The organism is Methanothermobacter tenebrarum, from assembly GCF_023167465.1.
GTDB classification, from domain to species: domain Archaea; phylum Methanobacteriota; class Methanobacteria; order Methanobacteriales; family DSM-23052; genus Methanothermobacter_A; species Methanothermobacter_A tenebrarum.
In genome coordinates this window covers 330,929-346,737 of record NZ_AP025698.1, presented here as the reverse complement: position 1 = coordinate 346,737, position 15,809 = coordinate 330,929, and the positions used below count along the sequence as shown (strand labels likewise).

At 43.9% G+C, this 15,809-nt stretch carries 15 protein-coding genes and 1 tRNA gene; 5 read left to right on the top strand and 11 right to left on the bottom strand.

Features of this window, described 5'->3' with window-relative positions:
* Positions 1-6: 6 nt before the first annotated feature.
* The 5 genes from MTTB_RS01925 (at position 7) to MTTB_RS01905 (ending at position 4,471) form a co-directional block, all read left to right on the top strand.
* Positions 7-2,199: an elongation factor EF-2 gene (locus MTTB_RS01925; RefSeq protein ID WP_248564848.1), complete on the top strand. Its 2,193-nt coding sequence runs from the start codon at positions 7-9 to the stop codon at positions 2,197-2,199.
* A gap of 106 nt (positions 2,200-2,305) precedes the next feature.
* Positions 2,306-3,547, top strand: a complete 1,242-nt coding sequence (tuf, locus tag MTTB_RS01920; protein WP_248564847.1) for a translation elongation factor EF-1 subunit alpha — start codon at positions 2,306-2,308, stop codon at positions 3,545-3,547.
* 46 nt (positions 3,548-3,593) lie between these two features.
* Entirely contained in the window at positions 3,594-3,902 is a 309-nt protein-coding gene (gene rpsJ, locus MTTB_RS01915) for a 30S ribosomal protein S10 (RefSeq protein ID WP_248564846.1), read from the top strand.
* Positions 3,903-3,944: 42 nt separating this feature from the next.
* Positions 3,945-4,029: transfer RNA gene (locus tag MTTB_RS01910), tRNA-Ser, on the top strand.
* 34 nt (positions 4,030-4,063) lie between these two features.
* Complete coding sequence (locus tag MTTB_RS01905) at positions 4,064-4,471, top strand: GyrI-like domain-containing protein (RefSeq protein WP_248564845.1); 408 nt, start codon at positions 4,064-4,066, stop codon at positions 4,469-4,471.
* On the opposite strand, the gene pscS is transcribed toward MTTB_RS01905, so the two are convergent.
* The 11 genes from pscS to MTTB_RS08425 form a co-directional block, all read right to left on the bottom strand.
* The gene (gene pscS, locus MTTB_RS01900; RefSeq protein ID WP_248564844.1) at positions 4,468-5,604 is read right to left on the bottom strand and encodes an O-phospho-L-seryl-tRNA:Cys-tRNA synthase; all 1,137 of its coding nucleotides are present in this window, start codon (positions 5,602-5,604) and stop codon (positions 4,468-4,470) included. The genes MTTB_RS01905 and pscS overlap by 4 nt on opposite strands.
* On the bottom strand, positions 5,604-6,122 hold the full coding sequence (locus tag MTTB_RS01895) for an NTPase (protein WP_248564843.1): 519 nt from the start codon (positions 6,120-6,122) through the stop codon (positions 5,604-5,606). Before MTTB_RS01895 ends, pscS begins: the two co-directional genes overlap by 1 nt.
* Positions 6,123-6,130: 8 nt before the next feature.
* Positions 6,131-7,120, bottom strand: coding sequence for a radical SAM protein (locus MTTB_RS01890; RefSeq protein WP_248564842.1), 990 nt, complete (start codon positions 7,118-7,120; stop codon positions 6,131-6,133).
* Positions 7,121-7,154: 34 nt separating this feature from the next.
* Entirely contained in the window at positions 7,155-8,459 is a 1,305-nt protein-coding gene (locus tag MTTB_RS01885) for a TldD/PmbA family protein (RefSeq protein WP_248564841.1), read from the bottom strand.
* Positions 8,452-9,132, bottom strand: coding sequence for a phosphoglycolate phosphatase (locus MTTB_RS01880; RefSeq protein WP_248564840.1), 681 nt, complete (start codon positions 9,130-9,132; stop codon positions 8,452-8,454). The genes MTTB_RS01885 and MTTB_RS01880 overlap by 8 nt, the downstream gene beginning before the upstream one ends.
* 10 nt (positions 9,133-9,142) lie before the next feature.
* Positions 9,143-10,189 carry a hydrogenase formation protein HypD gene (gene hypD, locus MTTB_RS01875; RefSeq protein WP_248564839.1) on the bottom strand — a complete coding sequence of 349 codons (1,047 nt, stop codon included), beginning with the start codon at positions 10,187-10,189 and terminating at the stop codon, positions 9,143-9,145.
* Between the two features lie 134 nt (positions 10,190-10,323).
* A complete protein-coding gene (locus tag MTTB_RS01870) occupies positions 10,324-10,986 on the bottom strand; it encodes a DUF11 domain-containing protein (protein ID WP_248564838.1) in 663 nt (220 codons plus the stop codon).
* A complete protein-coding gene (locus MTTB_RS01865) occupies positions 10,923-12,980 on the bottom strand; it encodes a DUF11 domain-containing protein (protein ID WP_248564837.1) in 2,058 nt (685 codons plus the stop codon). Before MTTB_RS01865 ends, MTTB_RS01870 begins: the two co-directional genes overlap by 64 nt.
* Positions 12,981-13,321: 341 nt before the next feature.
* Positions 13,322-13,843: a hypothetical protein gene (locus tag MTTB_RS01860; RefSeq protein ID WP_248564836.1), complete on the bottom strand. Its 522-nt coding sequence runs from the start codon at positions 13,841-13,843 to the stop codon at positions 13,322-13,324.
* A gap of 646 nt (positions 13,844-14,489) precedes the next feature.
* On the bottom strand, positions 14,490-15,050 hold the full coding sequence (locus MTTB_RS01855) for a nuclease domain-containing protein (protein WP_282570389.1): 561 nt from the start codon (positions 15,048-15,050) through the stop codon (positions 14,490-14,492).
* A gap of 437 nt (positions 15,051-15,487) precedes the next feature.
* Complete coding sequence (locus MTTB_RS08425) at positions 15,488-15,583, bottom strand: DUF2085 domain-containing protein (RefSeq protein ID WP_428343374.1); 96 nt, start codon at positions 15,581-15,583, stop codon at positions 15,488-15,490.
* Positions 15,584-15,809 lie beyond the last annotated feature (226 nt).

The window sequence follows — 15,809 nt, the reverse complement described above, 5'->3', positions numbered from 1 at the left end:
ATTTTAGTGAGTAGACGTGCTAAGATGATTAGCAAGATCAAGGAATTAATGTACAAACCAGATTACATCCGCAACATAGGCATAGTCGCCCATATAGACCATGGAAAAACAACACTATCAGACAACCTACTAGCCGGTGCAGGGATGATATCAGCAGAACTAGCAGGCGACCAACTATTCCTAGATTTTGATGAACAAGAACAGGCAAGGGGGATAACCATCGACGCGGCTAACGTATCCATGGTCCACCCTTACAATGGCAAAGAATACCTCATAAACCTTATAGACACCCCAGGACACGTAGACTTTGGAGGGGATGTTACGAGGGCTATGAGAGCCGTTGACGGGGCGGTGGTCGTGGTCTGCGCAGTCGAAGGCGTGATGCCCCAGACAGAAACAGTACTAAGACAAGCCCTCAAAGAACACGTGAAACCTGTACTCTTCATAAACAAGGTAGATCGTCTAATAAACGAACTAAAACTCAAACCAGAAGAACTCCAGGAAAGATTCATAAAGATAATAAGCCAAGTCAACAAGCTAATCAAGAGCATGGCACCCAAAGAATTCAAAGAAAAATGGCAGGTGAGGGTAGAAGACGGGAGCGTGGCCTTCGGATCAGCCTACTACAACTGGGCGATAAACGTCCCTATAATGCAGGAGACTGGCATAACCTTCAAGGACATATACCAATACTGTAAAGAAGACAGGCAAAAAGAACTAGCCCAGAAAGTCCCCCTACACAAGGTACTCCTTGGGATGGTTGTGGAACACCTTCCAAGCCCATCAGAAGCCCAAACCTACAGAGTACCTATAATATGGCAAGGAGACCTGGAAAGTGAAGAAGGCCAGTCAATGCTCAAAACAGACCCTAATGGGCCACTAGCAGTCATGGTAACAGATGTTAGGATAGATAAGCACGCTGGTGAAGTGGCGACTGGCCGTATATTCGGGGGGACCATCAAAAAGGGTGATGGGATATTCCTCGTAGGATCCCATGGAACCTCCAGGGTTCAACAGGTTGGAGTCTACATGGGCCCGGAGAGGATAAACACTGATACTGTCCCGGCTGGTAACATTGTCGCTATAACCGGCGCCAGGAACGTTGTTGCAGGCGAAACTGTATGCGATACCGAGAGGAAGATAGAAGCATTTGAGAGCCTGGAACACATTTCAGAGCCTGTTGTCACAGTAGCTGTTGAAGCGAAGAATACCAAGGATCTTCCAAAACTTATAGAGGTTCTGAGGCAGATAGCGAAAGAAGACCCTACAGTAAAGGTTGAGATAAACGAGGAAACAGGTGAACACCTCGTCTCTGGTATGGGTGAATTACACCTTGAGATAATCGCTTATAGGATAAACGAAAAGGGTGTTGAAATAGAAACTTCAGAGCCCATTGTAGTCTACAGGGAGACTGTCATGGACACCGCAGGACCGGTTGAGGGCAAATCACCCAACAAACATAACAGATTCTATATAACCATAGAACCATTGGAAGAGTCAGTATTCAAGGCCATACAGGAGGGTCAGATCAAAGAGGGTAGGATAAAAGGGAAAGAGATGGCGAATAAATTCATAGAAGCCGGCCTAGGCAAAGAAGAGGCTAGAAGAGTGTGGGATGTGTATGAGAAGAACCTCTTCATAAACATGACCAGGGGTATACAATACCTTGATGAGATAAAAGAACTCATATTAGACGGTTTCGAAAGTGCGGTGGATAATGGTCCAATTGCAAAGGAAAAGGTGATGGGGGTTAAAGTAAAGTTAATGGATGCTAAAATCCACGAGGACGCCGTCCATAGGGGCCCTGCACAGGTTCTCCCAGCGGTTAGGAGGGCTATATACGCGGCTATGATGATGGCCGAGCCCAAGATCCTCGAACCAATACAGAAGGTTTTCATAAACGTCCCCCAAGAGTACATGGGTAATGCTACAAGGGAAATCCAGAACAGGCGCGGTCAAATCCTAGATATGAGCCAAGAGGGTGATATGGTGACGGTGGAGGCTAAGGTTCCAGTGGCTGAAATGTTCGGATTCGCAGGTGACATTAGATCAGCCACAGAGGGTAGATGCCTCTGGTCTACCGAAAATGCAGGATTTGAAAAATTACCAGATGAACTTCAAAAGACGATCATAAGAGAGATAAGAACCAGGAAAGGACTATCACCTGAACCATATGGTGCTGACCATTACCTCAGCTAAAAAAAGTACATAAACATTATATAATAAGATAATAAATATAGGAGATTTAACCCAATCATAGATAAGGTCAAACTTCAGATCATCACAGAATATTGGAGGTAATATTATGGCTAAAGCAAAAGAACACATAAACTTGGCATTTATTGGACACGTAGACCATGGGAAATCCACACTTGTAGGTCACCTTCTCCTACAAGCAGGAGTCATCAGCGAACAGCAACTAGCTGAAGGAGAAGACAAATTCAGATATGTTATGGATAGACTGGCAGAGGAAAGGGAAAGAGGACTGACAATAGACCTCGCACATACAAAGTTCGAGACAAAAAAATATGAATTCACCATCGTGGATTGTCCAGGACACCGCGACTTCGTTAAGAACATGATAACAGGAGCATCCCAAGCAGATGCTGCTGTGCTGGTCGTGGCAGCAGATGATGGTGTGATGCCACAGACAAAGGAACACGTATTCCTCGCAAGGACGCTCGGCATAGACCAGTTAATCGTCGCAATAAACAAGATGGACCTGGTAGATTACAGTGAAGACAGATACGAGGAAGTTAAAGATGAGGTGAGCGAACTCATCAAGACGGTAGGTTACAAGCCTAAGGAAGTTCCATTCGTCGCAGTCTCAGCATTCGTAGGAGACAACATAACCCAGAAGAGTGATAAAACACCATGGTACAAGGGCCCCACAATAGTCGAGGCATTAGACCAACTAAAACCACCAGAAAAGCCAGTGGACTTACCATTAAGGATACCAATCCAGGACGTGTACTCTATTACAGGAGTGGGCACAGTACCTGTTGGTAGAGTCGAAACAGGAGTCCTAAAGACAGGTGACAATGTCATATTCGAGCCACCAGGTGTGGGTGGTGAAGTCAAATCCATTGAAATGCACCATGAACGTATAGAAAAAGCCGAACCAGGCGACAACATAGGATTTAATGTGAGAGGTGTTGGAAAGAATGATATAAGAAGGGGTGACGTCGCAGGGCACCCTGACACGCCACCAACAGTCGCCAAACAATTCACAGCCCAGGTAGTTGTACTACAACACCCAGGGGTCATAACAGTAGGATACACACCAGTATTCCACTGCCACACAGCCCAGGTCGCATGCACCTTCACAGAACTCGTCCAGAAGATAAACCCAGCAACTGGTGAAGTGCAAGAAGAAAACCCAGACTACCTCAAAACTGGAGACGCTGCCGTGGTCAAGATACAACCAACCAAGCCACTCGTAATAGAAAAGATCAAGGACATCCCACACATGGGAAGATTCGCCATAAGGGACATGGGACAGACAGTCGCAGCTGGAATGTGCATAGACCTAGTACCAGCAAAATAAACCCCCCCACAATATTATATTTTTTTTTTTTTTTTGGAGGATGTAAATGCAGAAGGCACGGATCAAACTCACAGGAACCGACCCGAAAAAATTGGAATACGTCTGTGAACAGATAAAGAAGATAGCAGAGAGAACTGGAGTTGACATATCAGGTCCCATACCCCTCCCCACCAAGAGACTCATAGTACCAACCCGCAAATCTCCAGATGGTGAGGGAACCGCTACCTGGGAAAAGTGGGAGATGAGAATCCATAAGAGGCTTGTGGGGATAGAAGCCGATGAAAGGGCCATGCGCCAGATTATGAAGGTGAATGTACCAGATAATGTTAGTATAGAAATAGAACTTAAGGGCTGAGAAAAGCCCCACAAAGATCTTGTGACCTCTCTTTTTTCATGTGCCGGGATAGCCTAGCCAGGTAAGGCGCGGGACTTGAGATCCCGTGGAGCTTCGCTCCTCCTGGGTTCAAATCCCAGTCCCGGCGTCAAAAAACCTAAGCCCCTCTTGGGTGTTTTCTCATGATAAAAACTAAAATGGTACCTGATGAGCTTATAGCTGTTATAAGTTATACTGGCTGTTTTAAGAGGACCAGTAAGCTGCTCAGGGAACTTGAGGAATGGCTTAAGGCGAATAATGCCAAGATTGGGGGTTCTGGTTTTGTGATATTCTATACTGGCCCCCTTAAAGAGGAGGGAAGATATGATGTGGGGTTCCCCTTGGAGGAGGAGGTTGAGGGTGATGATCGTGTGAATATTGTGAGGATCCCTGGGCATAGGGTTTTATACACATTCTATGAGGGTTCTGGGAGGAGGGCTGCCTATGAGTCCCTTATAGGCTTTGTTGAGGAGAATAATATAGATGTTATAGGCTCGCCCAGGGAGGTTTATCATGGGGATGCTGTGGAGATACAGTTTCCTATAATCTAGGGCTGGTATTTTTTTATGATGTCCTTGAAGGTGTTGATTATGTATTCTATCTGTTCCATGGTCATGGAATATACGCTGCATTTGAACCATCGTGTCTGACCCCTCTTTATACCAACTATCCTCCTCCTTTTAAGCTCCTCATATAGGAAGAATCCCCTCCTTGGATGTGAACGTGCTATATTATCAAATATGGGTGTTTCGAATCTTACCAGGTCGTGTTCTTTCGGTTTAACCCCTAATTGTATTATTTCACCCAGTTTTTCCATTTCTTTTACGAAGTGTCTTGTTTTTTTAACTTCTTCATCCCATCTTTGGACTCTCTCTTTCACGTGTGGGAATGATGCCATGAGTGTTGCGATTGGAGCGCCCCTACTTGTACACCCTAGCATTTCTATTTCCTTTTTTTCGTGGCGTTCGGATCTTTTAAGTACGGTGTCTTCCCATTCGCTGGTCATCCCAAGGACTCCTATGGGCCCGGAGGCTGCCATGCTCTTGTGTCCGCTGCCAACGATGAAATCGGCCCCTATATCCTTGGCGTCTATTGGCATTCGACCCATGGAGTATGCGCAGTTTAGTAGTAGTGGGACGCCTAGTTTTTTGCAGGTGGATGCTATGGCCTTTGCGTTTGTGAGGTTTCCGTAGTCTCCATCGACGTGTGTTAAGACTGCTAGTTTGATCTCGGTCTTGTCGATGGCATCCTCTAATGTTTGTTTGTAGGTTTCTGGTTTTATTTCAAATGTTGGGTGTCCATTGTTTGGTGTTTCGATGATTTTGAGGTGGTTTCTTTCGGCTGCTAGGTGTGTGGTATAGTGTGCGTTCCCGTCTACTATTATTGTGTCTCCCTTGTTGCAGAGGGCGTGCATTACTGCGAATTTTCCCTCTCTCGCACCATGGACTGTTCTTACAAGGTCAATGTTTATGAAATCTGCTAGGTCGTCGAGGAATCTGTTGATGTCTGGTTTTTTTATCTGGTCTAGTCGTCCTTCACAATAATCGCATATGCTGTAACCGTCTGAAAATTCGTAGAGTGCTTCACGGGCCTCTGCTGGGAGGACACCCCCCCTTTGTAGGGGGTTTAAGTTTAGATTTTCCCTTTCAAGGGTTCTTGTAAGCCCGTAATCGTCACATTCCATTATTCTCCCCCTATTATACTCTTTAGTTTCTTGTATATTATTTCACGGTTTTTTGGGTTGATTTCGAATATTTGCACGTCTCCCCTATCCTTTATGTTCTGGATTAGTCTCCTGTGGAAGGCCGCTATCACGGTTTTGTCGCTTGAGAGGGCTTCTTCTACTTTAATCATGAATTGGGGGTCTTTAAGTTCCATTGGCGCGACCTCATCTATTATGATATAATCTGCGGATCTTATGGCCCTTTCTATGCCTGGTGTGCCCACTTTTTTGATCGTTTCAAGGTTAACACCATATGATCCTACTCTCGGCCCTGGGGCTCCTCTTTTCGCTAGTATACCCCTTTCACCGGTCATTATATCTATTATCTCGAATCCGGTCCTTTTTTTGCCTTCTCTTATCTCTGGTGTGAATATTCCACCTATCCTAGCCCCTTTCTCTTCCAGGTGATTTTTTATCCTCTTGATTAGTGTTGTTTTACCGGTTCCTGGTTTTCCTGTTATTATGATATTCAATTTCATCCCCCTGCCTATAGTAGGGTGGTGAGGCCTAGTTCCCTTGCATATTCTCTTGCCTGGTGGATTTCTTCTCTTGTGGGATATCTGTCTATTCCTGGGTATTCTAGGGCATGGTATACTGGCCTGTATTGTCCCATTATATTGATTGGCGTGTCTTTGCCTAGTTTGTCGGCTATCCATGATAGTATGGGTATTGTGCAACATTCGATGTGTCCTGGGAGTATTAGGTGTCTTATTATCATATTGGCTGATTTTTTGGCTAGTAGGTGGTTCCTTGTGGCTATTTCCCAGTAGTTGTCCGCATCTGCTAGTTTCTTGGCGCATTTGTTGTTCCCGAATTTGAAATCTGTCAGGTATAGGTCTGTGATGCCGTCTAGTAGGTTCATGGCTTCCTTTGACATGTAGAAGTTGCTGTTCCATATTATGGGGATGTTTTCTTTGCATTTTGATATGACTTTTAGGATGTAGTTGAGGTTGGGTGTGGGGTCGCCCCCTACGAAGTTGACGTTGAATGATCCTCTTAGTCTTTTTTTATCTATTATATTTGCAAGTTTTTCCGGTTTTATGTGGACGCCCCCTTGTGGGTTTTGGGATATGTCCCAGTTTTGACAGAATACGCAGTGGAATGTGCAACCTGAAAAGAATATTGTATGACTTGGGACGAGGGGCGCCTCTTCTCCAAAATGTAAAAATTCTGATGCTATCCTGGCTTCTAGTACGCCACAGTATCCTGGTTCTTTTCTGCGGTTAACATGGCAGCGTCTTTCACAGAAGTGGCATGATCTGAATATGTTATCGGCTATTTTTATCTTTAAATCTAGGAATGATGTTTCACAGGGGCCTGTTGTCTGTTTTTTGTAGTATTCTTTGAATTTTCTCCGGATTCTTTCGTGTTCGTCCCATAGTCTGTCTGTTGGCACGTCTTTGGCTTTTATGGATGCTGCTATTTTAAATCGTGCAAGTTTTTTATTTTCTCTTATAAGATGATAATCTTCTAGCATAGTATAATATTAGGGTGGGCATGTTTTTTGTATGTTATCCTCCGATGACCCTTATGGTTTCTATGAGTATCCTTGGTGTTATGAAGGTTCCTATTTGCCTTATCTTCGAGTCTATCATTTTTATCTGTTTTAGGATGCTGAATAGGTTGCCTGAGATCATGGCTTTTTTTATTGGATATTTTATCTCCCCTTTTTCTATTAGGAATGGGTTGTTGGCTTCCAGTGAGAAGTCTCCGGAGATTGGGTTGGCTGTGTGGGCGCCGAGAACGTCAGTTATGAGCATGCCTTTTTTAATATCCTCAATTTTTATTTTGTCCTGGAAGTCTAGGATGATGTTGGTGGTTGAAACTGTTGGTATGTTTGAGAATGATGGTCTTATACCATTACCTGTACTTTCAACTTTTCCCTTGGAGGCTGTATAAAGATCGTATATGAAATTTTTTAGTACGCCTTTTTCTATTATGGGTGTGCGTTGTGATGGTGTGCCTTCATCGTCTATGGGGGCTGAATAGAGGCCTCCTGTTATTCTCCCGTCATCGTATATGTTCATGTTTGGGTTCGCTATTTTTTCTCCGATTTTGTCCGCGAGGTATGATCTTCCCCGTTGGACGTTGTCTGCGTTTATTGCTGATGTGAATGTTCCGAGGATGCCGTTTATGGCATGGTAGTCTAGTAGTATGCTCATGTCATCTGTTTTTATCCTTTCGCCTCCGATGGAATCTTTAGCTATCCTACATGCGGTCTTTGATATTTTTTCCGGTTCTAGGCTCATTAGGCATGATGCGTCGGATTCGTAGGCTGTGGATTTAAGGTTGCCTTTTTTGGCGTTAACTGATATGTGGGCGGAGAATCCTGTGCTCTTGTATTCTGTTTCAATCCCATTGGAGTTTAATAGGAGTGTTTGGAGGTGGCTTGCTGTGAAGCCTCCGCTGGTGGGCTCGCAACCTTCATCAAAAACTTTATGTATCATTCTCTCCGCGAATCTATGGGCATCAGTAATCTCAAGGTCATGGAAGCTTTTATCATAGATTTTCTTCACACGGGGATAATGTGCTGGTTTGGAAAATTTAAAATTTTCATCTGGTTCATTCGCCCTCAGATTAGAGATTGCCATTTTTATGGTTTCTTCTATACGGTTCATGTCTGTGGTGTAGGAGAAGCCCATCCTTTTACCTTCTATGACCCTTAGGCCGAGGCCTGTTAATTGTTGTTCCTTTGCAAGGTCTATTTTATCCCTTTGGATGTTGACTTCTAATGTTTTCTCTTTTTGCATGTATATTTCAACGTTCTGGGCGTGTTTAATGGCTTCTTTGAATGTTTTTTCTGCTATATTATACAATCTCTCCCCCCCGGAATATGAGTTTTTCAAGTGCTTCTGCTACTCCGTCACCATATTTTTTGGTTGTCACGTAATCTGCCATTTTTTTGAGTTGGGGGTCTGCATTCGCGACTGCAACTTTTAAACCGGCTACTTTGAGGAAGTCGATGTCGTTTTCACTATCTCCTATTGCTATTATGTCATCTGTTTTGATTCCCATGTCTTCTGCGACTAGTTTGAGGGATGAGCCTTTATTGACGCGTGGATCTGTGAGGTGGATTGCGAATTTTGTATCATATACTTCAATGTCAAAATCCCTTAGGGCTTCTTTTATAACATCCTTTGGTACTGTCCGCCATATGGCTATCTCAGAGACTCTGAACTCTGAAAATTGAACCTTCTCCACAGGATACAAGCTCCTGAGGTGTTCATATGCCTTTTCGGCCTTTTTAATATCACCCAGTACCTTCACTTTCTCATTGGAGTATATTACACCACCATTTTCGGCTACAAGACCCCCTGAGGTTCCTATAAGTACAGAGGCTGCCCTGGTGAAGCATAGGATGTTCCCAGTGACGAGTATAACGGGCACTCCAAGGGATTCGGATTTCCTCAACGCTTTAAGGGCGGGTATGCTCAATTTCCTTGTTGGGTCGGTTATAGTACCATCAATGTCTACGGCAATTGCCTTCATAGGCCTATCCTCAAAATGAACTATAACGATATGCGATATTACAGGTTCCTTCCCTTGAGACCATACATGCACCAACAGGGTTAGTTGGTGTGCACTCGCTCCTGAAAAGTGAACAATCCTCAGGCCTTGCAACACCTCTTAGTACGGCGCCGCAGATGCAACCTGTTGGACATTCAATCACATCCCCTAATTCGATATCGAATTTTTCCCTAGCATTAAAATTTGAGAATTCATCCCTTATCTCATATACAGAATCTGGGATCTCGGGAAAGCCCCTCCATTCCCTACTAGTAACATAGAAAACTTCTTTCATAACCTCTTGGGCTTTAAGGTTACCCTCTTCCCTGACAACCCTCCTATACTCATTTTCAACTTTAGCCTCCCCATTTTTAATCTGGCGAAGTATCATATAAACGGCTAGGAGAACATCGATGGGGTTGAAACCTGCTATAACCTGGGGTATCCCATAATCCTCTGAAAATAGGATATAGGGCCTCGTACCTATTATGGTTGAGACGTGTCCCGGTTCTATAAGACCGTCCAGGTTCACTTCCCCGGATTCTATGAGGAATTTTAGGGCTGGGGGTATGAGACGGTGACATGAAAGAACTGAAAAGTTTTCTGGCGGATCTGCCAGGAGGGCTGAGGCTGTTGTGGGTGCTGTTGTCTCAAAACCTGCTGCCATGAAAACAACCTCACGGTCGAGGTTCCTCGCGATCTCAACGGCGTTGTTCACACCATAGACTATTCTAACATCAGCCCCTTCAGCCTTTGCATCAGCAAGAGACCCATAAGATCCGGGGACGCGGAGCATGTCCCCGAATGTTGTGATGGTAACGCCTTGTCTTGCAAGTTCCACGCATTCATCAATTTCCCTTGCAGGAACGCAACATACTGGGCATCCGGGTCCTGCGACAACTTCAACCTCACCTGGTAGAAGGGATCTTATACCATGTTGCATTATTGTATGTTCATGGGATCCGCAGACATGCATTATCTTAACTGGCTGTGAAATACGGTTTATCCGTGATACTATCCTCCTTGAAAGTTCCTTCATAACATCACCAAAGGATTACCTCTGCTTAAAATCATTATCTCAAATAAAGAGCATATATAGTTGATGGATAAAAAATGTGCACACTCATGAAATCTTCTATATTACGAAAAAAGAAAAGAGAAAAAGAGGAAATATTATATTTTTCTTGAAGTTGCGAATCCAGCGATAATTGACAGGACCGCGAATACCATTAAGGATAATGGCGTTCCTGTTGGCTGCATTGGAACTTCACCAGGCTTTGGTGGTTTTGGCGGTTTTGGTGTTGGCTTTTTGGACACTTTTATCGTCACGGAGTCTCTGTTGTTGTCAAGATTTGGATCGTATATGTCGCTTGTAACAGTAGCTACATTTGTTATAGTCACATCAGATACCATGACCTTTGCTATGACCTCTAATGTTGCCATGGTTCCGTTTGCAAGTTCTCCCACAGTCCAGATACCAGAAAGTGGATCGTATGAACCATTTGAACTGTCAGAGATCCATTCAAATCCTGCTGGTAGCAAGTCCTCTACAATGACCCCGGTTGCAGTGTCTGGTCCAAGGTTCTCTACTGTTATTGTGAATTTGACAGTATCCAGATAGTTTACTGTTGTCTGGTTAGCTGTCTTACTGATCGTGAGATCTGCTGCCGCTGGCACACTTATAGTGACGTTGGCATGATCGTTTTCTGTGTTGTTGTCGAATTCATTGGTCTTTGTTACACTGGCTATGTTGGTTAGTGTTGTGTTAGATGTTACAACCTTGCTGTGATCTCTAATGTTGCGCTCGCATCCTTGGCTAAGCTTCCGATTATCCATACACCACCATTTATTGGTGTGTAGATTCCGAGAGATGTTGTTGCTGATACTAGTTCAAGACCTGGTGGTAGTAGGTCGACGACTGTGACTCCGGTGGAGTCGTCTGGTCCTATGTTTGTGACTGTTATTGTGAATTTGACAGTATCCAGATAGTTTACTGTTGTCTGGTTAGCTGTCTTTTCAACTTTTATGTCTGTTACTGGTAGTGCTGTTAGTGTGGAGGTTGCGTTATTGTCTCCTGTGAATGGGTCGTATGCGTCGCCTGTGACAGAGGCTCTGTTTAAGAATGTGCCTGAGGTGGTTGCTCTGACGAGGATGTTTAGTGTTGCTGTTTCGAATGCTTGGAGATTGCCTATGGTCCATGTGTCAGTGTTGTTATCATAGGTTCCATGTGATGCGGTGTAGCTTAAAAATTGGAGGCCAGCTGGCATTAGGTCTGTGACTACAACGCCAGTGTTGTTATCTGGGCCTGCATTGTATACTGTTATTGTGTAGAGTATGTTTTCTCCTATGTATGGTTCTGTTTTGTCCACTGTCTTTGCGATGGCCAGGTCGGATGCTGGTGGGGAATTTAGGGTTGCTGTTGCATTGTTATTTACTGGGTTGGGGTCTGTGATGTCGCTTGTAACATTCGCCCTGTTGATAATGGTTCCTGTCTGGGTGATGCGTGCTATGATGTTTAGTGTTGCTGTTTCAAGGTAGTTGAGTGTGCCCACATTCCAGGTACCGTTGGCTGGAGTGTATGTTCCTTTGGATGCTGTGGCTGTCTGGAATAGTAGTCCGGTTGGTAGTAGGTCCTCTACGATGACTCCTGTTGCATTGTTGGGTCCGTAATTGGTTATTGTTATGGTGAAGTTTACGAGTTCGTTGAGGTTAGGTGCTGTGTTGTTTACAACTTTTATTATGCCGAGGTCTGCGAGCTCCTCTGCTGTTATTGTTACGTTTGTGCCGTAGTCTGCGTTGTAGTGGAAGCTTTGGCCGCTTTGGTCTGTTATAATACCATATAATTGTGTTGTCCCAGTCCCTATGACTTTGAAGTACCATACTGAGACGAAATTGGTTTTTCCTGGGCTGTCGAGGCGTATGTTATTGTTTGTGTTCGTCCCGTAGGTTGTTGTAACGTTTAGTGGCTGTAGTATCCTTGGATCATATGCCAGTGGCAGGTTAACAATATCATATCGTGAGGCTGTGGCTGATGTCATTGTTATGGCTATTATGTCGCCTATTGCTGGGGTGTTGTTGCTGGCTGTTATGCTGATTATCCTATTACGGTTTTGTGACATTAATCCTTCCACATATAGTGTGCCTGTTATTGTGTCTGGTGTCCCTGTGTTTGTACCGGCGGCTGTCACAGTGTAATTTCTTGAAGCTCCATATGCTAGGCTGGTTCTTTGTATCTCTATGAGGTAGAATACGTCTACGGTTGCACCGGCTAGTATGTCTCCAAGGTTTTTTATTGGGGTTTCACCTGGTGCAAGGTCTATGTATAAGTTGGTGGTTGTCCATGTGAGGTTGGCTGTTACATTTGTGGCTGTTGTAAGGGCATTATTGGTAATGCGTACTTGTATAAGGTATTGGTTTGGGCCTGTCCCCGGGTTATTGTGGTCGAGGCCTATTGTGTCCCAGGATCCTTTTGTTAGTGTGAGTGTTCCAAGTTTGAAGTTTACTTCGGCTGAGCGGGTTTCATCCAGGTTTATAGTTTCTGTGGGTATTATATGTCCTGGTGCTATTGCGGAAACTATTAGTGTGTTGTCTTCTGAGTAGAATGATATGTTATATGTTCCATCTGGGCCTGTTATATTTGATGCTATGCTCGACCCTGTGGGGGATTTCACATCTACTGTGGCTCCCTGGATGGGTTCTGTACTGTTGCAGCAGGTTACTGTCCCATTGATGAAGGTGTTTGGTGTATCATCTGCTGCAGAGGCTGTTCCAATAGCTAAAAAAATGAGAAGCAGTGATACTATGATTGCTAGTTTTCTAATATTTTTCACCCCCCATATTTTATACTGATTATATTATATTATCTACTATTTAACTTTATCTAGAAAGTTTTAGACATTATAAAATAGGAGAAATGGTATTATTTTTAAGGAAAATCATTGTAGTAAGTGTTAAATTAGGATTGGGGGGCTAGGGACGATCCTCTGGGCCTGTGGAGATGAAAAACTACATGGTACACTATCAGGTCCTCATTTGAAGCATCCATACGATAGGATGGGACGAGTTGCTAATTAATCTGCGGGTGGGGGTGATGGTAAATAGGCTGTTAGAGTATTATCCTCCTTTTTTTGGTGGATAATATTGTCTGGTGTGGAAGTGTGGGGGGTTAGTATTATTGTGATTTTACTGCTATATGATATATTTTAACTGAGTAGATGCCGGGTGGCGTGCCTGGTGGTATGTTGAGGTAGAGGTCTATTGGTATGGTCGCCTCGGTTAAGTTTTCAACTTTCCAGTGTTTTTTCACGAGGGCATAGTCTTTTTGGAAGGGTGTTTTTGGCAATCCTGACCCGTAGTTTGCATATTTAAGATTCTCTATTGGTATGGTTCCTCCCGGACCTTTTAGATCTCCTTCTGCTCTTACATATAAGTCTATGGGCACGTTTGATAGGCTTTTGATTTGTAGTCCCTTTGGTCCTCCCGGCCAGTAGTATTCACCCCATGATCCTACATACACGTTAAAGGTGAATGGATTAGTTGTTTCTTTCCCATTCCAGAGTGTTTCTATCTGAATGATTTCTGTTACAGTGACTGTAACATCTTGATTAGCTGATGTTGCATAAGCGGGGGTGAAAAGTAAGAATGCCAATGAGAAGCTTATAATTTTAAATATTAGTGGGTGGGGAATTCGCATTTTGCACACACCCCAGATTATCTTTTTTCTGATATTATTTTGGATGCACAAATGTATACAATCACCAGTGACTATAGTCACAAAAATTTATTATCAATTAGACAATCATTAATACAAAAAGACCAACATACAAAAAAAATCTAAACAGCCCACAATAACCTACACCACCCATAAAAAAATTAAAAGGTTGACCCCAGGCAAAAAAGCTTTCAAAGATGATAAAATGCTATAAAGGCAGATGATAAGACGCCAAAAAAAGGACACACTATGGTATTCAGATAAGTAATGTTCCCAAGTGATAGAAAAACCACACCCCCCAAAAGACCTTGGAAGGATTAAAAACTTTAACTGGACCCCCAGGTTAGTAGGGGGATACCATAATAGCGAACCAACTTCAGCGAACTAAGTTCCAGCCAACATCTGGGACACTGAACTTGTAATGGCATCAGCAACCCCAGTACAGGAGAAATCAAGCACAACACCCCCGAACAAGCCAATGACTATGGCAAAAACTTTATGATAAACACAGACAAAAGAGAATCCTAGTATAACCGGGACTAATGGTGGAACCTTGGAGTGCCAGGAGAGTCAGCGACCCCCTCTTGCATAATCCCTATATTTTTTCGGATCTCGGGTTGCTGAAAGTTCAACGTTCCATTAAGCTTCTTATGACAGCTTCAAGGAAATTTCTAAGCCTCCTCTCTTCATCTTCACTCCCTGCAGGGTTCAGTGGGAAGGCACCCACAGATGGGATCTCATGTTCACCATTCTCATGGAATACAACCTCCCTTGAGCCGGGGTAGAGTATGTAGGCCCCCCTGCTGTGTAGTATGGCATCCTTGTAGGTGTGCATCTTGTAGACATCACCATCCTTGTAGTCCTTCTCAAGTTCCTCCCAGGAGTCCCTGATGTCAATGTCCTCATAGAAGTCCTCTACCTTCACGGTGGAACGGTACTTGGCATCAAGGTGTATAAAGTAGGTGCACTCACCCACATCCACGAGTATTGAATAGTCTGGTTTGAATGGTAGGGAATAGGACCTGCACCTTGTGCTCCTGCCGAACCTGCCATTATATGAGAGAAGGATCCTATCTTCACCCATCCTGAAACTTAATATGGAATTACCCTTCCTTATATTGACCTTCCAGTCCCTTATATCGAATATTTCACGTGGATCCACCCTCTCACTTGTTATATCTTCAAGGATCCTAAATAACAGCGACTACTTTTATGATGAATAACTAGAAAAATTTCCCACTTCACCTTCTTCAAGCCCACAAGTTCCTTTATAAAATTTAATTCATTGTGAAGTGCTTAACTCACTTATATTTTGGCAAACATCGGTCTAAGCTTTCCTGAATGGATTTTAGCTGATCTTGAGTTCCTATGGTCATTAATTGGAGAATATAATCTAGTGATAGTGATCCTAGATCACTCGGGGAAACATCACTCCTTGGAGAATGGTCAGATCACCCAGGAAAAAAGAACTTGAAGGCCGTGGTCAGGGTCACCATGCCGGCACCGACAACTAACCGGTTGTGAACCTAATTTATTTTTCACGGTAACCCCAAGAACTTGGTGAAGTCGTCGGTGAAGGTTAGAAGGACTATCAGTGCCCCGGTGAGGACCGAATAAAGGTCATGTTCAGGGTGGAAGAGCCTTAAAAAGAATGAAGCATATCATATCCCCTGTGTATATGCCGGTGCACCGTGCACAGAGAGTGAAATAATGCCCCCTTATCTGAAGGTCCTGTCAGGTCTTCTATGACAGAGGCGGATCCTCATACATGAACACCTTCATAAAGCTGGAGGAAAGTGAAGCAAGAATGAAGATTATTATACCCAGAAGGCAGAGGCACGCCCATACCTCCTCAGTAGCACTCATCTGTCTGGCACCGCATTGCGGATATGCACTGGCATCGGCACTCAGCATACAGCCACATTCCCTGTATGGCTTCAGGGGCCAT

Coding starts and splice junctions, on each gene's coding strand:
- MTTB_RS01890 (WP_248564842.1), bottom strand. CDS start 7,120: ATGCTAGAAGATTATCATCTTATAAGAGAAAATAAAAAACTTGCACGA.
- MTTB_RS01895 (WP_248564843.1), bottom strand. CDS start 6,122: ATGAAATTGAATATCATAATAACAGGAAAACCAGGAACCGGTAAAACA.
- MTTB_RS01905 (WP_248564845.1), top strand. CDS start 4,064: ATGATAAAAACTAAAATGGTACCTGATGAGCTTATAGCTGTTATAAGT.
- rpsJ (WP_248564846.1), top strand. CDS start 3,594: ATGCAGAAGGCACGGATCAAACTCACAGGAACCGACCCGAAAAAATTG.
- MTTB_RS01860 (WP_248564836.1), bottom strand. CDS start 13,843: ATGCGAATTCCCCACCCACTAATATTTAAAATTATAAGCTTCTCATTG.
- MTTB_RS01870 (WP_248564838.1), bottom strand. CDS start 10,986: ATGGATAATCGGAAGCTTAGCCAAGGATGCGAGCGCAACATTAGAGAT.
- hypD (WP_248564839.1), bottom strand. CDS start 10,189: ATGAAGGAACTTTCAAGGAGGATAGTATCACGGATAAACCGTATTTCA.
- tuf (WP_248564847.1), top strand. CDS start 2,306: ATGGCTAAAGCAAAAGAACACATAAACTTGGCATTTATTGGACACGTA.
- pscS (WP_248564844.1), bottom strand. CDS start 5,604: ATGGAATGTGACGATTACGGGCTTACAAGAACCCTTGAAAGGGAAAAT.
- MTTB_RS01880 (WP_248564840.1), bottom strand. CDS start 9,132: ATGAAGGCAATTGCCGTAGACATTGATGGTACTATAACCGACCCAACA.